General features: G+C 46.0%; 21 protein-coding genes. 10 read left to right on the top strand and 11 right to left on the bottom strand.

The features are described from left to right. Positions 1-3 precede the first annotated feature (3 nt). The 4 genes from trhP (at position 4) to NA59_RS00915 (ending at position 3,531) form a co-directional block, all read left to right on the top strand. Entirely contained in the window at positions 4-1,455 is a 1,452-nt protein-coding gene (trhP, locus tag NA59_RS00930; RefSeq protein WP_044406466.1) for a prephenate-dependent tRNA uridine(34) hydroxylase TrhP, read from the top strand. A 1-nt stretch (position 1,456) separates the two neighbouring features. Further along, complete coding sequence (locus NA59_RS00925; RefSeq protein WP_044406463.1) at positions 1,457-1,714, top strand: YfhL family 4Fe-4S dicluster ferredoxin; 258 nt, start codon at positions 1,457-1,459, stop codon at positions 1,712-1,714. A 9-nt stretch (positions 1,715-1,723) separates the two neighbouring features. Continuing rightward, the gene (locus tag NA59_RS00920) at positions 1,724-2,404 is read left to right on the top strand and encodes a glutathione S-transferase family protein (RefSeq protein WP_052501363.1); all 681 of its coding nucleotides are present in this window, start codon (positions 1,724-1,726) and stop codon (positions 2,402-2,404) included. Between the two features lie 65 nt (positions 2,405-2,469). Further along, complete coding sequence (locus NA59_RS00915) at positions 2,470-3,531, top strand: nuclease-related domain-containing protein (protein WP_044406461.1); 1,062 nt, start codon at positions 2,470-2,472, stop codon at positions 3,529-3,531. Positions 3,532-3,765: 234 nt separating this feature from the next. Here the strand turns inward: NA59_RS00915 and NA59_RS00910 are convergent, their stop codons facing one another. Genes NA59_RS00910 through nadC form a run of 3 tightly spaced genes read right to left on the bottom strand, consistent with a single transcriptional unit; the run spans position 3,766 to position 6,894 of the window. Continuing rightward, positions 3,766-4,020, bottom strand: a complete 255-nt coding sequence (locus tag NA59_RS00910) for a SlyX family protein (protein ID WP_052501362.1) — start codon at positions 4,018-4,020, stop codon at positions 3,766-3,768. Next, a complete protein-coding gene (locus NA59_RS00905) occupies positions 4,021-6,018 on the bottom strand; it encodes a monovalent cation:proton antiporter family protein (protein WP_232504003.1) in 1,998 nt (665 codons plus the stop codon). Between the two features lie 9 nt (positions 6,019-6,027). Beyond that, the gene (nadC, locus tag NA59_RS00900; RefSeq protein WP_044406453.1) at positions 6,028-6,894 is read right to left on the bottom strand and encodes a carboxylating nicotinate-nucleotide diphosphorylase; all 867 of its coding nucleotides are present in this window, start codon (positions 6,892-6,894) and stop codon (positions 6,028-6,030) included. Positions 6,895-6,968: 74 nt separating this feature from the next. Here nadC and ampD point away from each other — a divergent pair, with 74 nt between their 5' ends. Beyond that, entirely contained in the window at positions 6,969-7,520 is a 552-nt protein-coding gene (gene ampD, locus NA59_RS00895; protein WP_096777565.1) for a 1,6-anhydro-N-acetylmuramyl-L-alanine amidase AmpD, read from the top strand. Positions 7,521-7,536: 16 nt separating this feature from the next. Here the strand turns inward: ampD and NA59_RS00890 are convergent, their stop codons facing one another. Continuing rightward, entirely contained in the window at positions 7,537-7,740 is a 204-nt protein-coding gene (locus tag NA59_RS00890; RefSeq protein ID WP_044406451.1) for a hypothetical protein, read from the bottom strand. Positions 7,741-7,864: 124 nt separating this feature from the next. On the opposite strand from NA59_RS00890, the gene NA59_RS00885 reads away from it, so the two are divergent. Genes NA59_RS00885 through minE form a run of 5 tightly spaced genes read left to right on the top strand, consistent with a single transcriptional unit; the run spans position 7,865 to position 10,906 of the window. After that, on the top strand, positions 7,865-8,380 hold the full coding sequence (locus NA59_RS00885; RefSeq protein ID WP_044406449.1) for a flavodoxin: 516 nt from the start codon (positions 7,865-7,867) through the stop codon (positions 8,378-8,380). A 56-nt stretch (positions 8,381-8,436) separates the two neighbouring features. After that, positions 8,437-9,042, top strand: a complete 606-nt coding sequence (locus NA59_RS00880) for a YqiA/YcfP family alpha/beta fold hydrolase (protein WP_052501361.1) — start codon at positions 8,437-8,439, stop codon at positions 9,040-9,042. 26 nt (positions 9,043-9,068) lie between these two features. Further along, the gene (gene minC / locus NA59_RS00875) at positions 9,069-9,782 is read left to right on the top strand and encodes a septum site-determining protein MinC (protein WP_044406447.1); all 714 of its coding nucleotides are present in this window, start codon (positions 9,069-9,071) and stop codon (positions 9,780-9,782) included. Positions 9,783-9,829: 47 nt separating this feature from the next. Then, positions 9,830-10,642 carry a septum site-determining protein MinD gene (gene minD, locus NA59_RS00870; protein ID WP_044406445.1) on the top strand — a complete coding sequence of 271 codons (813 nt, stop codon included), beginning with the start codon at positions 9,830-9,832 and terminating at the stop codon, positions 10,640-10,642. A 3-nt stretch (positions 10,643-10,645) separates the two neighbouring features. After that, a complete protein-coding gene (gene minE / locus NA59_RS00865; protein ID WP_044406443.1) occupies positions 10,646-10,906 on the top strand; it encodes a cell division topological specificity factor MinE in 261 nt (86 codons plus the stop codon). 31 nt (positions 10,907-10,937) lie between these two features. On the opposite strand, the gene NA59_RS00860 is transcribed toward minE, so the two are convergent. From NA59_RS00860 to NA59_RS00830, 7 genes are all read right to left on the bottom strand, one after another. Then, positions 10,938-11,576 carry a CsiV family protein gene (locus NA59_RS00860; protein ID WP_052501360.1) on the bottom strand — a complete coding sequence of 213 codons (639 nt, stop codon included), beginning with the start codon at positions 11,574-11,576 and terminating at the stop codon, positions 10,938-10,940. A 31-nt stretch (positions 11,577-11,607) separates the two neighbouring features. Next, positions 11,608-15,072, bottom strand: a complete 3,465-nt coding sequence (gene mfd, locus NA59_RS00855; RefSeq protein ID WP_044406440.1) for a transcription-repair coupling factor — start codon at positions 15,070-15,072, stop codon at positions 11,608-11,610. Positions 15,073-15,194: 122 nt separating this feature from the next. Further along, positions 15,195-15,728, bottom strand: coding sequence for a DUF2062 domain-containing protein (locus NA59_RS00850; RefSeq protein ID WP_044406438.1), 534 nt, complete (start codon positions 15,726-15,728; stop codon positions 15,195-15,197). Continuing rightward, the gene (locus NA59_RS00845) at positions 15,725-17,884 is read right to left on the bottom strand and encodes a RelA/SpoT family protein (RefSeq protein WP_044406435.1); all 2,160 of its coding nucleotides are present in this window, start codon (positions 17,882-17,884) and stop codon (positions 15,725-15,727) included. The genes NA59_RS00850 and NA59_RS00845 overlap by 4 nt, the downstream gene beginning before the upstream one ends. 88 nt (positions 17,885-17,972) lie before the next feature. Then, positions 17,973-18,788, bottom strand: a complete 816-nt coding sequence (gene rlmA / locus NA59_RS00840; RefSeq protein WP_044406434.1) for a 23S rRNA (guanine(745)-N(1))-methyltransferase — start codon at positions 18,786-18,788, stop codon at positions 17,973-17,975. 12 nt (positions 18,789-18,800) lie between these two features. After that, positions 18,801-19,085 carry a peptidylprolyl isomerase gene (locus NA59_RS00835; RefSeq protein ID WP_044406433.1) on the bottom strand — a complete coding sequence of 95 codons (285 nt, stop codon included), beginning with the start codon at positions 19,083-19,085 and terminating at the stop codon, positions 18,801-18,803. Between the two features lie 182 nt (positions 19,086-19,267). After that, positions 19,268-21,772, bottom strand: coding sequence for a methyl-accepting chemotaxis protein (locus tag NA59_RS00830; protein ID WP_044406431.1), 2,505 nt, complete (start codon positions 21,770-21,772; stop codon positions 19,268-19,270). Between the last annotated feature and the right edge of the window lie 2 nt (positions 21,773-21,774).

Genomic DNA, 21,774 nt, shown 5'->3' with positions numbered 1-21,774 from the left:
GACATGACCTTTAAACCCGAACTTCTTTCGCCCGCCGGTACAATGAAAAACATGGAATATGCCTTTGCTTATGGGGCTGATGCGGTGTATGCCGGTCAGCCGCGATACAGCTTACGTGTGCGTAACAATGAGTTTGATCACGACAATCTCGCTAAGGGCATTGCGCGCGCGCATGAGTTAGGCAAGAAATTCTATGTGGTGACTAATATCGCCGCGCATAACTCGAAGCTGAAAACCTTTTTGAAGGACATTGAGCCGGTAGTGAATATGAAGCCAGATGCGCTGATTATGTCAGACCCGGGTTTGATTATGATGGTGCGTGAAGCCTTTCCTCAGCAAGAAATTCATTTATCGGTGCAATCCAATGCGGTAAACTGGGCAACCGTGAAGTTTTGGTATCAAATGGGGATTACACGTGTGGTATTATCCCGCGAGTTGTCTTTGCAGGAGATTGCTGAAATCCGTGAGCAGGTTCCGGAGATGGAGCTGGAAGTCTTTGTCCATGGTGCCTTATGTATCGCCTATTCAGGACGTTGTTTGTTATCTGGCTACATTAATAAGCGCGATGCCAATCAGGGGACCTGCACCAATGCTTGTCGCTGGAACTACAATACCTATGAAGGTAAAGAAAATGTAGCGGGTGAAGTGGTTGGCATTGAACGCATTACCGACTTAACGGGCACAACCGGGCGTCCGGCTCCTGCGCAATCCGCGCCGGTTAATCCGCCAGTCACAGCACCCCTAACAGCACCCACGCTGGGCGAAGGTGACACTACGGATCGCATATGGTTACTAGAAGAGCAGGGCAGGCCAGGTGAGTTGATGCCTGCTTATGAAGATGAGCATGGTACGTATATCATGAACTCCAAAGATTTGCGTGCGGTGGAGTTGATTCCAGACCTGGTGAAAATCGGGGTGCATTCATTAAAAATTGAAGGGCGTACCAAGTCGCATTACTATGTCGCGCGTACCGCGCAGGTCTATCGCAAAGCGATTGATGATGCCGCTGAAGGCAAACCGTTTGATTCGGATTTGTTGTTACAGCTTGACGGTTTGGCGAGCCGTGGCTATACCGAAGGCTTCTTGCGTCGCCATGTTCATTCTGAATATCAAAACTATGATTATGGTGTGTCCAAGTCTGATAGCCAGCGTTTTGTGGGTGAGGTGATTGATGTTACCGATGATTACCTTGAAATTGATGTCAAAAATAAATTTTGTGTCGGCGATTCGGTCGAGATTATGACCCCAGTGGGCAATATGACGATGGTGTTAGCGCAAATGCAAGATAAATATGATCGTCCGATTGAGGCGGCGCTGGGGTCGGGTTGGATTGCGCGTATTCCGAATCCCTTTAGAGGTTTAAGCCCAGATGTGTTAAAGTTTGGTTTGTTAATGCGCAATGAAGCTTGGGGTGGCGATACCAAGCGTGATGCGGCCGCTAAGTCGGTAGGCTAACATGGCATTAAAGATTTTATCCGGTTGTATTAACTGTGATATGTGTGAACCTGAGTGCCCAAATCAGGCGATTTATATGGGCGAAAAGGTGTATGAGATCAATCCAGACTTGTGCACCGAGTGTGTTGGCTATTATGATAACCCTACTTGTATTAGTGTTTGCCCGTTAGATGTGATTATTAAGGATCCTGAGCATGTTGAAAATCAGGACAGTTTATATGAAAAATTTAAGCAGCTCATACAAGCGAATAAAATTTAAGGAGCAAGGATGTCAGCGACGATACCACAACTTGAGTTAATTAGTTTTAAACTTTGTCCTTATGTACAGCGTGCGATTATTACGCTGAAACACAAAAAAGTGGACTTTAAGATTACCTATATAGATTTGCAAAACCCGCCGGCTTGGTTTAAAGCCATTTCGCCGTTAGGCAAGGTGCCTGTTTTAAAAGTGAATGACACTGAGGTGTTGTTTGAGTCCTCTGTAATACAAGAGTATGTGGATGAGATTACACCGCCTTCATTACATCCGGTTGATCCACTGACTAAAGCTAAAAACCGTGCGTGGATTGCATTTGGTGGTGAATTAATGGGGATGCAGGGTTTACACGGCATCATCCATGAAAAAGACCAAGCAACCTGCGAGAAAATGATTGGCGCTATACAAGAGCTGCTGACACGATTAGAGTCGGTTCATTCGGGTAAGACGTTTTTTAATGGCGAAGATTTTTGTTTGATTGATGCGGCCTATGCGCCGATGTTAATGCGTTTTGACTTGTTGAAAAGCCACTGTGATTTGGACTTGTTGGATGGTCTGCCTGTGATGCAGGCTTGGCAGCAAACCTTATTGGCGCGACCTTGTGTTAAAGATTCGGTCGTCGCTGAGTTACCCCAAATGTATCGCGGTGTGATCGCGCATTTTGATGGTTACATGAGTACACGATTAAGCTAGCGTGTTAGCGACGTGTTATAGCCCGCGTTGATGCGGGTTTTATTTGAAATATTAAAAGGAATAAAATGACGGTACTTAAAAAGTTTGAACCGCGTGTTGAAGAAATTAAACAACTAGAATGGATATTAGACCAACTTACTGTAGAGCAAGAAGATATTAAGCGTAAAGCTTTGGTGGATTTAAAGCGTGTACGGGGTGGCGATAGGGGTAAGTTTAATGCCTCTGAGTTTATTGAGAATTTATATGCAGGTCGTGATGATGTCGTTATTATGCATGACTTACGTTTGGGGCAGGGTGAGCAGGCATCGCAACTCGATCATCTTGTTATTGGGTGTGATGGACGTGTGACATTGTTTGAAACAAAGAACTTTACCAATGGACTTAAGGTGGGCGAAGACGGTCAATTTGCCTATTGGAATCGCTTTAAGCGTAGTTTTTATTCTATTAACTCACCGCTAGATAATGCAGAAAAAAATAAACTAAATTTAAAGCCAAAGCTGGAAACAATGCTGGGCAAGATGCCGGCATTTCAGCATTTTATTGTTGTCGATTACCGTGCAAAATTAATCAAACCCGATACGGGTTATGACATGATTGTACGTTCAGATGAAGTTAAAAAACGTCTTGAAGCGGACAAGCCGAGTGACCAAGGTGGTTTGATGGCGTCGATTAAGCGTCTATTTGGTTTTGGTTCACCAGAGGGCGTGCCCCATTCGCAGCTTGTAAAACAAGTCGCGCCATTGGTTGAGGCGCACCAACCCTTAATCATCGACTATGTTGAAAAGTACGGTTTAAACTTAGACTATGATCCCACTAAAGTTGAAGTCAAGCCCGGGACTGAGTCATCTTATCAGCCAGAGGCCAGGTTGCAGCGCCTAACGCTGGCGAAATTGGCACGCGAGATGGGGATTCATTCTCAAGACTTGCAAGCACGTTTGGTTGAGCAAGGTTTGCTAGAAAAGCGCGGGTTTAAGACCTTCGTTAGTGATAAGGGACGTGAAGCGGGTATTCAGTTTAGAAAAGGTCAGCGCGGTATTTTCTTCTTATTGCCGACTGAAATGGCGAAAGATCCGGCATTACAAACGCCAGCAAAATCGCCTGTTGAAAATGCTGAGCCCACCCACTAAGATTCTAATCTAAGCTCACTTCTTTTCTCGCTCCCACGCTATGCGTCACTGCGATTAAGGATAGAAAATTACCGTCATTGCGAGGAGCGCAGCGACGCGGCCAACGAAGTCAGCGCGAAGCCTGAGTCTCTCAAGGGCGTACGCAGTCGGCAAGAGATTGCCACGGCCTTCGGCCTTGCAATGACGCATGATTTTTTGGGCGAGAGGTATAAGCATATGAGCAAAGGTTATCTGCTAATAATGCGGTGGCGGGACTTCTTCGCTTAAAGGTTTAATCGGGTCCTCCTTTAAGCTTTTAAGATACTCGGCAAGGAGCGTCAGTTTACGCTCTAAGCCCTGAATTGATTGATGCTGCGCAGCGATGGTGTGTTCCATCGCCTGCAAGGCTTCATCTTGATAGCTCAGTTTTATTTCTAAATCCATCACTTTATTATTGAGATTGGTTAGTTCAACAACCAGGCCTGGTTGTGTTTTGGCGGTTTCGCTCATTTATTTTCCTGTTTTTAAAATTCTATCCATCACTTCAACCTCTTCAGGCAGACCAGAAATAATCAGTGTGTCATCTGGGCGCAATCGGGTGCGGTCATCCGGGTTTTCGCCACGAACAGAGCCACGTTTTACTGCATCAATATGAATGCCATGCTCATCAAAGGGTAGCTCATGTAAACGTTTGCCAACAGCATAAGCGGTTTCATCAAGCTTCACCGCATGGATAACGCCACCTTGAACCATTGGCGAGCCGGTGCGTAAATCGCTTTCACCAGGGTAAAAGTTTGCTAAAAGAGTATAGCGATCCGCGCGCGCCTGACGGGTTTCACGCAATACCTGACTCGGTGGATGCCCGAGCATCAATAGTAGATGTGAGGCGAGCATGATGCTGGATTCAAAATAGTCAGGTATCACCTCCGTCGCCCCAGCCGCCATCAGTTCATCGACATGGGCATCATCAGGTGTGCGCACCAAAACCGGGATATTAGCATCAAGGCTGCGCACCGAACGCAGGGTTTTAAGCGCCAAGTGATGATCAGGGTGAGTGATAATAATGACCTTGGCTTTTTCAATTTTCGCTGCCTGCAAAATATCCGGTTTCGCCGCATCGCCATAATAGACGTTTTCACCGGCAAGTTGGGCTTCTTTTAAGCGGGTTGCATCGAGATCAAGCGCGATATAGGCTTGATTTGCTTTGCGTAAAAAACGTGTGGTAATCTGCCCAACACGTCCGAAACCGCAGACAATAACATGGTCTTTTAAATATTCATTGTCTTGTTCAATATGGGTTTCCATGTCGCGCTTTTCTTTGACATAATCAAAGCTAAGCGCATTGGCAATGCGACCATTAAATTTGACTAAAAACGGCGCCAGCATCATACTGAGTACCGAGGCGGAAAGCAGGATTTGACCGATATCATTATCGAGCAGCTGATAAGAAAAGCCTAACGCAATCAAGACTAAACCAAACTCACCGACCTGTGCCAAGGTCACCGCCGTTCGAATGGCGACACCACTGCTGGTAGAGAAAAACAGACGCATTAAGCCATAGACCACCAGCGCCTTGAGCAAAATAATCCCAATCGTCGCCAACAGTATCACACCGAGGTTGTGCCAGATGAGCAACGGGGCAATCATCATGCCGACGGTGATAAAGAACAAACCAAGCAAAATATCTTGGAAAGGGCGAATGTCGGATTCGATTTGATGGCGGAATTGAGTTTCACCCAACATCATACCCGCCAAAAAAGCCCCTAGTGTTAGAGATAAGCCAATCTGTTCAGTCAAGGTGGCGGCGCCCAGAGCCACTAATAAAACCGTGAGCATAAACAGTTCGGTGGACTTGGCTGAGGCGACTTCGTGGAAAAGAGGGCGCAATAAGTAACGCCCGACTACCAGCATTAGAATAACAACAAACACGCCTTTTAAAAAAGAGATGCCGAGGGCTTCACCGAGCGAGCTTTCAGCTTGGCTAAAGGCCAATGCGGAAAATAGAATCAGTAATGGAATCGAGGAGATGTCCTGGAATATCGATATACCGATGGCATTGCGTGCATGGCGTGATTGGATCTCACCCTGTTCACTCAGTTGTTTAATCGCGATGGCGGTGGATGACATTACCACCACGCTGGCAATCACGATATTGGTATGGTTATCGAAACCGAGTAACCAGCCAAACAGATAGGCGAGCGCGCCAGTTACAACAACCTGCAAGGTCCCCAAGCCAAACACAATATTACGCATCGCGCGCATTTGCGCGATGGAGAACTCTAGCCCAATGGTAAATAGCAGGAATACGATGCCAAATTCAGCCAGAAAACGTATATTGCTTTCATCTTGAATCAGGCTAAAGCCTCCAGGGCCCACAATAACCCCAACAAGGATATAGCTTAAAATCGGCGGAAAGTGCAAACGACGCGCAATCGACACCGTCATTACAGCCATACCTAGCAATAGTACTACGGATAATAAAATGTTTTCTTGCATTACGCTGTGCATCTAGCCATCCTAGATAAAGTGAAAGCGCATGGATAAATCAATCGCGCGAATATGTTTGGTGATGGCGCCAGTCGAAATATAGTCCACACCGGTGGCCGCTAGGCGCGCAAGCTGTTCGATTTCGATGTTACCCGATACTTCAAGCTTGGCTTGGTTGTTATTAAGTTTTACCGCTTGCTCGATCATCTCAATCGAAAAGTTATCCAGCATAATAATGTCGGCTTTGGCATCGAGTGCCTGTTGAACTTCATCAAGGTTTTCGGTTTCGACCTCGACCAATACCTCAGGTTGCTGTTGTTTCGCCGTTTGCACCGCTTGGAATAGGCCACCGCAAGCCATAATATGGTTTTCTTTGATTAAAATCGCATCATATAACCCAAATCGATGATTGCGCCCGCCGCCACATTTGACGGCATATTTTTGAGCAAGTCGCAGGCCTGGCAAGGTTTTGCGCGTGTCGAGCAATTGGGTCTTGGAATGGCCAACGCCATTGCTATCGCCATCGCTATCAACTAACGCCGCCACATAGCTCGCGGTGATGGTAGCGGTGGCGCTAAGGGTTTGTAGGAAGTTAAGGGCCGTGCGTTCTGCAGTTAAAATGGCTCTCGCCGATCCCTTGATTTCGCAAAGCAGGTCATTCGGTTTAACCCGCATGCCATCTTCACAGTGCCAGTTAATCGTCACCGAAGGATCAACCTGTTTGAAAACTTGATTAAACCAAGCTAGACCACAAATAATAGCTTCTTCACGCACTATGACACGTGCTTGGGCTTGCTTGCCTGCTGGAATAAGGTTGGCGGTGATGTCACCCGTGCCTAGGTCTTCCGCTAGCGCTTGGCGGACATTTTGGTCTAAATCGGTAAAGTATAGGCTCATAAAAAGTGTCTTAGTTATGTGTTATGTTATAAAATCTTATTATAGCTGATACACCTAAAATGAAGGAAAAACTTATGCGCTATCACATTGAATCAGGGCGTTTAGTTGAAGCGCAATGGGTAGAAAGCCCAAACTGTGACGCACGATCTGGTCAGATTATCGATTTAATTGTGATTCATGGCATGAGTTTACCGCCTAATCAGTTTGGCGGCGAAGGAGTGGTGCAGCTTTTTACCAATCAATTGAATTCTGATGCGCACCCTTATTATGCCGAAATTGCCAACTTGCGGGTATCGGCGCATTTATTTATTCGCCGCGATGGTCAGATCATCCAATTTGTTAATTTTGACCAACGAGCTTGGCATGCGGGGGTTTCGCGTTATCAAGGACGCTCAGCTTGTAATGACTTTTCGATTGGGATTGAGCTGGAAGGGGGCGATGCGATTTGTTATACCGCCAGCCAATACCAAGCTTTGGCATTGGCTCTCAAGGCGTTGTTGAACGCCTATCCAACTTTGGATGAAAAACATATTGTGGGTCACAGTGATATCGCGCCGGGGCGGAAAACGGATCCTGGCCCCTTGTTCAATTGGCGCGCCTTATTTCGGCTGCTTAACAATAGCTAGACTTTAACTCGCCGGGTTAAGCGATCCAGCCTTTTTTGTTATTGTTATTTTCGGGCATAGGCTTGGGACGAAATTGCATGCAGGGTTGGCCTGAGGATTCTTCAACCACTTGACTGGGCATTTGCCAAGTCTTGAAACCAAAGGCTTTACAACCACGCGGGTTGGCCTGTTCCCAGGTGACATAAAAGTACTGGCAGCGAAAGCAATCAATTTTTTTCATAGGTGTTGATAAAATAGCTGAATAAGATAATAGATAAAAATGTGATAGTATTGTCGCACTTTTTTAAATCTGATACAGTTAAACCTGATCAGAAAACGTAAAATTTATTTATTAAGGATGGCTTATGGAAAAGATCGGCTTGTTTTATGGTACGGATACGGGCAACACCGAGCGGGTTGCTGACTTGATTAAACAAAAATTAGGCGCAGACCGTGTCGATGTACACGATATTGCAGGTGCCAAAAAATCCGATTTTGATCAATATCAAAAAATTATCCTAGGTCAGCCTACTTGGTATTATGGCGAGCGTCAATCGAGTTGGGATGATTTTTGGGAAGATTTTTCATCGATTGATTTCACCGGCAAAACAGTGGCTTGTTTTGGGTTAGGCGACCAAGCCGATTATGCTGAGTATTTTATTGATGCTGTGGGGATGATGCATGACGTGGTGTTAGAAAATGGTGGCACACCAGCCGGTTACTGGCCTACCGCCGGTTATGAGTATGATGAATCGAAAGCGGCGACAGAGGATGGTGAGTTTTTTGTCGGTTTAGCTATAGATGAAGACCAGCAGCCAGAGTTGACAGAGGCGCGTGTCAATGAGTGGGTCGAGCAGATTAAAGCCGAGATGGATATGTAATCGGTTTAATAAACAGCGCTTTGGCGACTCGCGCATTTCTATCCAAGACGTTCTCAGTGTCGGGTTTGCACAAGCCTGTACTGATTGTCTATATTCATGGTTATGGCTCCACAGGCTTGAGCACTAAGGCACGACACTACCAGCAACTATTTGGTAAGCATCGTGTGTTAGCGCCTAGCCTAGCGAAAGATTCAAGGTTATCGGTGGATACGCTAAACCAAACCTTAGGCCTGCTTTCTCCTTACTATCAAATAGGTTTAATCGGTTCCTCACTGGGCGGTTATTTAGCGATCTATTTTGCCGAACGGTTTCAACTTCCTGCTGTATTAATTAATCCTGCCATTCCTCCTTGGCATCAAGGTTGTAAACAATCCATTCCCTCACCCCTAGATGCGTCGGAAGCCTTTAGCTGGCAAGCCGAACACTTCAAGCGCTTAGCACCCTATCGGGTGGAAACCCTGTCCGCTAACTTGAAGTCACGCTTATTATTGTTGCAACAGCTAGACGATGAAGTGCTGGATGCGCAACTCGCCTTGGACTATTTGGCCGATGTCCAAACCTACACTTCACAAGGCGGTGGACATAGATTTGTAAATATTGCCAATTATGATCAACAAGTATGCGGGTTTTTTCAGTCTTTTTGGCCTGACATGCTAAAATAATGCTTATTTTTTAAACGGGACATAGAATGAGCGAAGTGATTGCCCTGAAGGGGTCGGTGTTATCGTTATCCGTATTAAAAGTGTTTAGCGATGACTTTGCGAAAGTAAAAGCGGTGTTAACAAACAAGGTGGCTCAAGCCCCTGATTTTTTTAAGGCCTTACCCATCGTTATTGAACCGGAAGTATCGCCACTCGCGCCGATGTTTTTAGCGCAACTAGTGGAGTTGTTGCACCAACAAAATATGATGCCTGTTGGCGTGCGCACGGCTGATCCTCAGCTTATTGAGCAGGCCGAGTATGCCGGGCTAGCGGTATTTGAGCCTGTGAAGGTGTCAGCGGAAAAAGTAGATAAAGCAGATCAGGCAGATAAGTCACGCGCTGCCAGTTCAGCGGCTTCTGCTGATACGCCAGATCAAGGCGCTTTAATGGTAAAAACAGCTGTACGTTCTGGACAGCAAGTTTACGCCAAAGGGCGAGATTTGATCGTTACAGCCGCGATTAACCCCGGTGCTGAAGTAGTCGCGGATGGTCATATTCATGTTTATGGTAAAGCCAAGGGTAAAATATTTGCAGGCAGTAATGGGAATCGACAAGCGCGTATTTTCGTTCAGCAATTAGATGCCGAAATGGTTTGCATTGCTGGCTTATATCAAATGGCTGAAGATATTAAGCCTGAATATAAGCAGGGTTGGGTTGAAATTTGCTTACAGCAAGATCGTTTAGTATTTAATTTATTATAATTCTTATCTTAATTTTCTGAAAATTTACGTTTTCTAAAGGAGCACATGTGGCACGTGTTATCGTAGTAACATCAGGTAAAGGGGGGGTGGGTAAGACCACTACAAGCGCCAGCTTTGCAGCCGGTTTAGCGCAAAAAGGCTTTAAAGTTGCAGTGATTGACTTTGACGTTGGTTTGCGTAACTTGGATTTGATTATGGGCTGTGAGCGCCGTGTTGTCTATGACTTTGTTAATGTGGTTCAGGGCGAGGCCAGTATTAAACAAGCGTTGATTAAAGATAAGCGGGTCGATAATTTATTCATTCTTGCCGCATCACAAACCCGTGATAAAGATGCGCTAACCCAAGAAGGTGTGGGCAAGGTGATCGAGGATTTGCGTGCGGATGGCTTTGATTATGTGATTTGTGATTCACCCGCGGGGATTGAGAAGGGCGCCCAGCTTGCACTTTTTTATGCCGATGAAGCGGTCGTTGTAACTAACCCTGAAGTATCATCAGTACGTGACTCGGACCGCATTCTAGGTATTTTGCAAGCTAAATCAAAGCGTGCGATTGAAGGTGATGATCCGATTGTAGAGCATCTAGTGCTCACCCGTTATAATCCGAATCGCGTACAAGCGGGTGAGATGTTAGCGATGGAAGATGTGGTTGAGTTACTTAATATTAAACTGCTAGGTGTGGTACCTGAATCAGAGGATGTGTTGCAGGCATCTAACTCAGGCCTGCCTGTTATTTTAACCGAAGGTGTGAGTGCGTCTGAGGCTTACAAGGATATTGTAGATCGTTTCTTGGGTGAAGATAAGCCACAACGGTTTTTATCGGTTGAGCATAAGAGCTTGTTTAAAAAATGGTTTGGGAAGTAAACGATGGCGTTGTTAGATTATTTGCTCGGCCAGCGTAGAAAAAGTTCTGCGAACAAGGCCAAGGATCGGTTGCAAATTTTGCTTGCGCACGAGCGCTCTCATGCAAAAGCACCGGATTATTTACCTAAAATGCGCGAAGAAATTTTAGCTGTGATCGCCAAGTATGTTGAAATTGAAGAAGATAATCTTAAAATTTCTTTGGATGAGGAAAATGGTTTTGAAATTTTAGAACTAAACCTCGTTTTACCAGAGGGTAAAGGTTAGTTCGTTATCACGTCTCCAAAATCATACGGCGCTAATTTGCAACACGGTCAATTTTTATCAAGACACCAAAAATAGGGTGGTCAAGATAATGAATTTGACCGTAGCGAACGCGGCGTGATTCTTCGATCTTAAAACGCCAGCTCTCAGGCAACCATTCGATTGGAATTTGTTGGTGGTTAGCGAAGTTTTCTCGGATTCTGGTTGGAATCTGGCGATCTAATTCCATTTGAACATCGGCATGAATAAACCGTTCTTGGTAGATTCTAATTTTACCAAGTAGGCGACTGACGTTAGCACGTCTTAATTGTAGGCTAGGGTCAATTAAAACAGGCATGGCAAGTTGGTTTGAGCGTAGCGGTTGCTGCCAGGCCAGATGCGCTAAAATGTCATATCCGCGATCGGTCGTCATTTTGCCGGCTTCTTCCAGTAGGGTTCTTTGGTCAGGGTCTAGCCGTTGTGCATAACCATCCAGTCCCGCGATGCGACGACTATCGGCTGTTGAAATTATGCCATCCAGGTCAGGCCAGTACTCCTCCGTCCAACCACGCAGTGCTAAGGACTGAAATATAATAATCTCAACCTGAATTTTGGGTTCAGTTTGCGGGTTAGCGCCAACCAGGCCTGGTTGGAATAACAGCATTATAAATAGACTTAAAATTAGTTTTTTCATAGTATGAACTCGTTACGCTTTTTATGGCTGGTTATTGATCCACTGATAGATTGTTAAGCACAAACGCCAAGGTGCTGACGCGGGTTTTGATATCAGGCATTGTATCGAAAACTTTCAGCTCTGTTTGACCTTTTAGCTGATAACGCTTTGGATGTGTTTGAATCAACTGTATCAGTTTTACTGGGTTGATATTCGGCTGGCTATTAAATTGAATCCGAACTTCTGTGTCACCCGCATCGAGTTTTTTAATTCCAATCGGCGCCGCAAGCAGTTTTACACGTGTCACGGCAAACAGGTTTTTGACCTGCTCGGGTAACAAACCAAAGCGATCAATCATCTCGACTTCCAGCTCATGCAGTTGCGTTTCATCTTGTGCGCTGGCGATCCGTTTGTAAAACACCAGCCGGCTATGAATATCGGGCAAATAATCCTCAGGAATCAGTGAGGCAAAGCCCAAATCCACCTCACAACCGCCACTCAAGTCCGCATTCAATTCAGGCTGTTTACCGGAGCGAAGTGCATTGACCGCACGTTCGAGCAGCTCGCTGTATAAGCCAAAGCCAATTTCGTGGATTTGACCTGATTGGCCTTCGCCTAATAATTCACCTGCGCCACGAATTTCTAGGTCATGGCTGGCCAACATAAAGCCTGCGCCCAGTGTGTCGTGCTTGGCGATCGCCGTTAGGCGTTTTTGGGCATCTTCGGTGATACTCGCTTTGTCACCGGTGAGTAGATAGGCATAGGCTTTGTGATGCGAACGCCCCACGCGACCTCTTAGTTGATGCAACTGAGCCAGCCCGAATTTGTCCGCACGATGAATAATAATCGTATTGGCGGTAGGCACATCAATGCCGGTTTCGATAATGGTGGTGCAGACCAGAATGTTGAAGCGTCTATGATAAAAATCCTGCATGATTTTTTCCAGCTCACGTTCATGCATTTGACCGTGCGCCACACCGACACGCGCATCGGGAATTAGCGCTTGGATTTCTTCAGCCATGTGTTCGATTTTATCTACCTGATTGAACAGTAAATACACCTGCCCACCACGGCGTAATTCACGCAAGCAGGCTTCACGCACGGTGTCTTCCTGCCAGGGCTGAACAAAGGTTTGTACTGACAGGCGTTTTGCCGGCGGGGTGGCGATAATCGATAAATCACGAATATCGTTCATGGCCATATTCAAGGTGCGAGGAATCGGCGTGGCGGTCATCGTTAATACATCGACCTGTGCACGCAGTTTTTTGAGTTGCTCCTTTTGGCGTACACCAAATCGATGCTCTTCATCAATAATCAATAGCCCTAGATTGCTAAACACCACATCTTTTTGAATCAGCTTATGGGTGCCGATAATAATGTCCACTTTGTTATCCGCCAGGGCTTCGAGCACTTGGCTTTGTTGTTTGGCGGTTTGGAAGCGTGATAACACGTCAATGCGAATCGGCCAGTCAGCAAATCGATCTTTAAAATTTTCAAAATGCTGTTGGGCGAGCAGGGTGGTGGGAACGAGAATGCCGACCTGTTTGCCATCGTAAGCCGCCACAAACGCCGCACGCATCGCGACCTCGGTTTTACCAAAACCAACATCACCGCAGACCAAACGATCCATCGGTTTTTTCGATTGCATATCCGCGACCACAGCGGCAATCGTCTGTATTTGGTCATCGGTTTCTTCAAACGGAAAACCGCCACAAAATTGTGCGTAGGCCTCATCCGCTAGTTGATAGCTGTAGCCTTGTTTGGCTTCGCGTTGCGCATAAATGTCGAGCAGTTCAGCGGCGACATCGCGTACTTTTTCAGCCGCCTTGCGTTTAGCCTTATCCCATTTATCGGTACCGAGTTTGTGCAGCGGCGCGGTTTCTGGGCTGGCACCGGTGTAGCGGCTGATTAGGTGTAATGAGGTCACGGGCACATACAGCTTGTCGCCACCGGCATAACTAATCATTAAAAACTCGCGTTCATCGCCATCCAAAGCCAGTTTTTCCAAACCTAAATAGCGGCCAACACCATGGTCAATATGCACGATAGGACTGCCGATTTCGAGCTCAACCAGATTACTAATCGCCTGATCAAACTCATGGTGCTTGGTGCGGCGGCGACGTTTTTGCACCACAGTTTGACCGAGTAAAGCCGCCTCGGCAATCAGTGTAAAATCGCGTGTATGGATGGATTCCTGCAACGGCCCGACAACCAGGCCTGGTTGTTGTGCGGTGCATTCAGCACGGTGTTCTGCAAGCTCTGCCCAGGATTCAAATACCTTAGGTTGAATACGCTGCTTGTTCAGCAGGTTCAGCAGGGTTTCACGTCGTCCTAAGCTTTCTGCACAGAAGGCCAGTTGACCCGCATAACGATCAATAAATGCAGTGAGTTTGGCCAAGGGATAATCAGAATGTGAATCAACGCGTAAATCGGGTAGGGTTTGGCTATCAAATCGTGCATTAAAACGCTTGCCTTCGCTAGCACTGTGCAGACTTATGCGGTGGAAGGCTTTAAGGTGTCCAAGGCATTCGGGGGCGCTTAGAATTAATTGATTGGGCGCTAAGAGCGGATAATCTGGATTATAGCGCCCAATCTCATAGCGCTCGTTAAAGTCTTGCCAATTGTGCTCGATCGCGTTTTCTAAATCCGCCGTGTCAAAAAACAACGCATCGGCGGGTAGATAATCAAATAGGGTAGCGGTTTGCGCATGAAACAGCGGCAGATAATACTCTAATCCGCCGACATTTTCGCCGTCGCTGACTTGTTTGTAGAGTGCGCTGCTACGTCCATCGCCCGCAAACTGCTCGCGGAACGCTTGGCGGAATTGAGCAATGCCGGTTTCGGTAAAGTCGTATTCTTTCGCGGGCAGCAGCTCAACCTGTTCGATTTGCCCGGTAGTACGCTGGCTGTCGACATCAAACTGGCGCAGCGTGTCGATTTCGTCATCAAACAAATCAATGCGCAGCGGCTGGCGGCTGCCCATCGGGAACAAATCAATCAGTGCGCCGCGAATCGCAAACTCACCATGCTCCATCACTTGGCTGACCCGTTGATAACCCGCCGATTCGAGTTGACTGGCAAACTTGGCGCTATCAATACGTTGACCGACTTGAAGTAATAGGGTATGTTGCTGAATAAACTGAGCAGGCGCGATTTTTTGCAGCAGACTGGCTACCGGAATAATCAACAGCCCTTTATGGGTCTGCGGCAATTGATAAAGCGTTTTTAAGCGTTCAGAAATAATGTCTTGGTGGGGTGAAAAACGATCATAGGGCAGGGTTTCCCATTCAGGAAACGGCAATAGCGTGAGCGTGTCCGGCGCAAAAAATTGCGTCAGCTCCATCATTTCATTGGCTTGCGCCATATCCCGGCACACCAGCACCACCAGGCCGGGTGCGGTTATCGCTTGTTGCACTATCGCGAGTGCTTGCTCACTTAGATTAAGTGGCCCCCAATGGGAGCGGCTAGCTTTGAGTTCAATGGGTTTAAAATCAACAAGGGATAAATGTTGGCTCATGCCTGGGTTGCCTTTTGTATCATTAAGTTAAAAAATCTTATTCTAAGAGCCTGTCGGACTAAAGCCAATCGGCTGCAAACGCGCTAGCTCTTAGCCTGAGCATGTTGGTGCTTAGGGTGAGATTATTTTTCAATGCTGTTTGAGAGTGATTTTTTCATTGTTTTTTTATTGAAGTGGGGAATCGGTATAAAACGGATGACTAAATAAAGTCCTAGACCAACCAATGTGCCCATAAAAATATTACCAAACCACAAAGGAATCCAAATTTGTGGAAATACTTCAGTCATCCAGCCCCAGACCCCTAAACCCTCGGTGACTTCAATGTTGCGCAGTGTTGGCATGCCTAAAATTTTGGCACCGACTAGATAGCCAAACGTCCAGATCGGCCACATGGTGACCGGATTAGTAATCCAGGCCAGTGCCACTGAAAAGGGAATGTTGGCTTTGGCATAATAGGCCATAATCGCCGCTAAGGGCATTTGGAGAGGAACTGGAATAAAGGCGCAAAAAGCGCCGACAAATCCCGCTTTAGCAAAGGTATTACGATCGCCACGCCACAGGTCTTTGTTTTTTAAACCAGGAAAGCGTTTATTTAACCATTGGCTGTATTTAATGGCGCGGATGCCGCGCAAGATACTTAGTTTGACCGACCTCATGAATGTTCCTCAGCTTGTTCTAGGCTTACCTCTTCTACATTGGGTAAGGCCTCTATTTGATCGAGTAGGGCGCTTAAATCGGTCTGTGATGATACTTCTAAATCAAGCTGCATTTCGACCGTTCTATCTTGTTTTTGGGTTGCTGTGTTAGAGCGTACTAAGTTTACATCTAAATCAGTGAGTTTGCTCATAATATCGCGCAATAGTCCTTTGCGATCAAACGCGAGAATATGCATCGTCATCACATAGATCTCATCCTGTACCTCACTGGCTTGTCCCCAGTTGACCTCAATCAGCCGTTGACGGTCTGGATTGCTGAGGTTTAGAATGTTGGCACAGTCTGATGTATGAACCGTAATGCCCCGTCCACGGGTGACAAAGCCAACAACTTGATCACCTGGCTTAGGAAGACAGCAGGGTGCGAGATGTGTTTTAAGTTGGGGCGCACCCACGACATAGGCTTGATCATCTGCAAGCGTCGCTAGATTCTCGGCGTAATTGGATTTAAGGGTGGGTTTATTAGCACGCGGTTGCAAGCGTTTTTGTAGGGCACTAATCAGTTGGCGCTCATTCAGCTGACCTTTACCTAGCGCTTCAAATAAATCTTTTTCATCGTCAAAAAAGAAATACTTCGCAATGTCTTTTGCTTTCATATCTTGCACATGAAGACGCTTGGTTTCGCGCTGATAAAGTTGTTCGCCCGATTCAATATTGAGGTGGCGATCACGCTTATTAAACCAGTGACGGATGCGCGTTCGCGCACGGCTTGTTTTTAAGTAACCTAAGTTGGGATTGAGCCAGTTACGGTTGGGCTCGCCTTGTTTGATCGCCAATATTTCAACGCGATCTCCTGTATCTAACGCCTTGGTCAGTGGGATGATCCGACCATTCAGTTTAGCACCGCGGCAGCTGTGACCTAAGTCAGAGTGAATAGCATAAGCAAAGTCCAAAGCGGTACTGCCCTGGGGTAGGGTAATGATTTGATTTTTGGGTGTTAAGACAAAAATATTTTGGCTTTGTAGTTCGGTACTTATTTCATTGAAAACGTCTGAATCTGTTCTGTTTTCAAGGAGTTGTCGCATATTGCTAATGCTGTTTTCAAGGTTGGCATCATAGCCCTTACCGCCTTCCTTGTATTTCCAGTGGGCCGCTATACCGTGTTCAGCATGCTCATGCATTTCATAGGTACGTATTTGAATCTCTACGGTTTTGCCCTGTGGGCCTATTACCACGGTATGAATCGATTGATAGCCATTTTCTTTTGGTGTAGTTACATAGTCATCGTATTCGGAGCGAATAAAATTCCATTGACTATGGACAAGGCTGAGTACCCGATAACATTCGCTAATATGCTTGACATACACCCGCACTGCACGTAAATCATATAGCTCATCTATGCCAAGTTTCTTCTTCGACATTTTTTTCCAGATGCTATAGATATGTTTTGGTCGTCCAGTTACTTCAGCTGCGATACCTTCATCAATTAAAATGGACTGCAGTTGTGCGGTGAAGGAGCGAATGTAGGCTTCACGTTCGGTACGCTTATCCGCCAGCTGTGTAGCGATGGATTTATAGGTCTCTGGGTGAAGAAATCGAAAAGATAAGTCTTCAAGTTCCCATTTTAGCTGTGCCATACCCAAGCGATTTGCTAGGGGAGCGAAAATGAGCTGGGTTTCTTCAGCAATTTGGCGCCGAGTGTTGTCGTCTTCAAATTTTAAATGGCGCAAACGCGCCACACGATAGCCTAGTTTGACCACCATAATACGAATGTCGGAGGTCATGGCGAGTAGCATTTGACGCAAACGTTCCGTTTGAATTTGATCGGAATGGGTGTTAGGGTCAAACTCTTTAAAATTATTGAGTTTACGAATGCCTTCTACCAATTTAGCGATATTGCCTCCAAATTGGGCTTCTAGTTTTTCAATCGGATAAATGGGCTCCAGGTTTAAGTCGCTAATCAGTGTCGCCGTCAGGGTGTTATCATCCAGATTTAAGGGCAGTAGCGCATTAATCGCTTCAAGGCTTGAAATAACACGGCGATTTGGCAAAGCATCCGCCTCCATTGCAAGGCGGCAGGCTTCTAACAGTGTGGAGGGTAACTGGTCTGGATCACGGTTAGGGAAAATTTTTTGCGCAAGCAATAATGCAGTAGTCATCGAGTTTAATCAGCCAAAATAAAATATACGACTATGCTAACAGATTTTAAAGCACTTCTCTAACAACCCGGCCGGGTTATTGATGAAACTATTGTGGTAATTTTTTTTGGAGTTGAATTAAAAAATCAGCTTGGACTAAATCAATAGTTTGACCTATTTGTTGTTTTCTCTGTTGGTCGCATTTCCAACCAAAAGGGGTCATATTCACTAGGTTTAACAGATCCTCAGGGCGAGTAAAATGCATTGGGTAATCTAGGGTTTGTTGTGATACAAGTTCAAAACCTTCAAGCACTTTGGCATCTTCTGTGTGCCGTTTGGGTGCTGGATAGATGGCTTGTTTTAATTCAAACAGATGATAAGCAGCGGGTTGTACCGTGAGTAGCAAGCCATTGGGTTTTATTACACGGCGCAGTTCGTTGTCGTCAGAGGGGGCATAAATCCGAATCACTGCATCGAAACTAGCGTTAAAAAAGGGTAATTGATAAGCGCTAGCGACAGTGAATGCAATCGAAGGTTCGCGTTTAGCCGCATAACGTATCGCGGTTTTAGAAATATCAACGCCCCAAAATTGGTGTTGACCAGTAGTGTTAAGCTGTTGTGCGAGAGCTTGGGTGTAATAACCTTCACCACAACCTAAATCTAAAAGCGAGGCATTATCAGACAGATGCGTTTGGAGTAAGCTGGAAATGCTTTGCACCAATGGCTGGTAAAAGCCTTGATTTAAAAATGCACGCCTGGCCTGCATCATCGTCAGATTGTCGCCTGGATCGATTGAGCGTTTGTTTTGTACAGGCAATAAATTGACATAACCTTCTTTGGCGATATCAAAGCTATGGCGATTTTCACATACCCACTGTTTAGCGACACGCATCAGCGGTTGTTGGCAAAGTGGGCAGGCGTACATGTTGGGTTAAGATTATTCGGTGCGAGAGGTGACTTCAAGCAGGTGGTAACCAAATTGCGTTTGAACAGGGCCTTGAACCGTATTGACCGGTGCGCTAAATACAACCTTATCAAATTCAGGCACCATCATGCCTGGTCCAAATTCACCTAATTCACCACCTTGAGCCGATGAGGGGCAGGATGAATGCGCCTTAGCGATTTCAGCGAAGTCAGCCCCCTTTTCAATTTGTTGCTTCAATTCTAAACACTGAGCTTCGGTTTCAACTAAAAGATGACGAGCAGAGGCACGTTTTGCCATGGGATTTCCTTTCTACTAAGTTTAAAAAAAAGCACATGGTAACCGCAAACGGTCGTTTTGCCAAATTTTAGCTTGAAAACGTAGGGCAAATGCATCTAACCCGCATATTTAGCGTCGCTTCCCGCCTCGCAACGGGCATTTTATCGAATCCTAGTCGCATGACCTACCAGCGAGCCAGCCTGTCATGCCGCACGCATGACCGATTTATCACGCAATTTAAAGCCACTCACCTTGTGTTCCAGTCCTAAAACTTCTTCGATGATATTGGAGGAGGTGGTGGCAATTTGCTCAACCAAGGCGGCATTTTGTTGGGTCGATTGGTCGATGTCGTTGAGGGCGTTTGTCACTTCATGAATGCCTAAACTTTGTTGTTCTAAGCTTCGGTTCATTTTGATAATCATTTTGGCCACACGCTCTATCGAGGTGGTGTTTTGTTCAAATACCGCTTGGGTTTGTTGGCTGAGTGTCATCCCTTGATCAATGCTGGTCATGGTGGTTTTGATGACACCGCGAATTTGGTGTGCCGCTTCGGCGGAGCGTTGCGCCAAGCTGCGCACCTCGGCAGCGACCACAGCAAAACCGCGTCCCGCTTCACCTGCGCGGGCAGCTTCAACGGCGGCGTTGAGCGCGAGCAGGTTGGTCTGAAAGGCAATGCTGTCAATCAGCCCGGTAATGTCGGCGATTTGTTTGCTAGCGGATTGAATACCTTGCATCGCCACGACCATTTGTTCAACAATCACTAAACCGGATGCCGAATCCAGTTGGACCTGATCCGTGGTCTGGCTGACTTGTTGCGACTCGTTGAGTGTATCGCGAATCGAGCCCATCATCACCGACATATTGGCGCTGGTACTTTGAACCGCTATAGCTTGTTTTTGAACCCGCTGGTTGAGGTCTTGGTTGCCAGAGCTGATTTCTTTCATCCCATGTACCGCATGATCGGTAGCGTGTTTAACGTCTTCGAGCATATGACTAATGCTTTGAGCCATATTGCTCATGTGGCCATTGAGCTCTTGAAGTTTGCCTTCAAATTGATGGCTGGATTGGTGCGAAAAGTCACCTTGACTAAAGGCAAGCAGTGATTCGGCTTTATTGTTAATGGCGTCTTCAAGCCGCTCAAGCGATTCGTTTAAGTAGCGTTTGAGATTGTGTAGTTCGCCTGGCATTTCAATGTCGACACGCTGACTAAACTGTCCGGCGCGCATCGAGTGGGTGACACGTCGAATATCGTTAATCGCGGTTTTTTGAACGCCAATCGCATTGCTCATCGCTTGTAATACGTTGTGGAATTGACCTTGGTGAGCATCTGTGTTTATTTCAATTGATAAATCCCCTTGTTCAAGTGCATGGCTTACTTGTTCGATTTCATTGAATGTGGTTTCTACTGACTCCAAACTCTGGTTAAAGGATTCGCTTAGGTGGGCGAGATCACCGGTATAGTCAGACGACATCCTTTGTTGGGTATTACCTTGAGCCAGTGCTTGACTTACCTGATCAATTTCATTGAAGGCGTGAGAAACCGATGCTAGGAGTGCAAATTGGGCGCGGCTCATATCCGCGAGCTCATGCTTTCCTTGCAGTATCTGCCAGTTTTTAAAGTCTGCGTTGTTGGCCACATCTAACAGTTGTTGTTGCATGTTTTTTAGTGGATTAACGATAGAGTGGCTAATTAGTAAGTTGGAAATGAGTAGTATGATAAGGCCTACTATGCCGATTAAAAGCAGTAGCTCAGCCGTTTTATTACTTTGTTTCTCTAGGGTAATGAGGGATTCAATCGTTTGGTTTTGCAGATTTGACATTAATCCCAGTAATGTCATATTGCTGCGTTCAGATATGGCGGCGAGGCTGGCATTGTTTTGTGTCATGGTATTTAGGGTATCGCGGATATCACCAAACGAATCAAAATAATCCCCGTAACTACGCTCTAAGTTTTGCGCGAGTTGCTGATTAAAGAAGTCGCCTTGAAAGGCTTGGTTAATCTGCGCAATAAGTGGCATTGCGCTAAAGCCCAAGCCTTGTTCATCAAATTCGGCTTTGAGGCTAATATCTTTAAGTGCAATCATATTGGCAACGCTTAATTGCGATGAGGCAAGGCGTTGTCTAAGTTGGTTGAGTGGCGCTTCAATGTCAGGCTTGTCAATCGTAAAGCTTTCAAGTTCTGTTAGGGCCGATTGCAAATTATTCACGCTGCGTTTAATACCAAACTCGAGTAAATGATTAATGCGGTTTGTCATAAATACATTGGCATTGGTTGCGCTTTTAAGCATTCTTAGATCACTGTCGATACTAATAAGTGTGTTAATCAATGAGGCGTGTTCGCCTTGGGGTTGTTCGCTAAGAATAGAGTGCCCCGCTTCATTGCGATCGAGTGTCGCACCAAAGCCTATCAGCAAGGTTTGCAGGTATTCAATCTGTTGGTCAATTAATAGATTAAAGCGTTCGCCCTCGGTAGGTTCATTGGTCAAAATATAGTTGTTGGATTGTTGCAGGGTAGTAATAAATTGTTTGTGAAATTCGGCCACTTGCTGGGTTGTGGTTTGCTGTTGGTTTGTGAGTTGCTGAGCCTGGTCAGCGGCGTGTTGAGTAGCTAACCAGCCACTTAATACCGCCATGCCAACAAAGGTTAAGCTTAATAACACGTTTAAGCTTAAGCGTGATTTGATGCTTAGGTTGTTAAATAAGTTCATTT

It is taken from the genome of Thiomicrospira microaerophila (genome assembly GCF_000934765.1).
Classification (GTDB): domain Bacteria; phylum Pseudomonadota; class Gammaproteobacteria; order Thiomicrospirales; family Thiomicrospiraceae; genus Thiomicrospira; species Thiomicrospira microaerophila.
The sequence above is the reverse complement of the archived record's forward strand: the minus strand, read 5'-3'. Positions and strand labels throughout refer to the sequence as shown.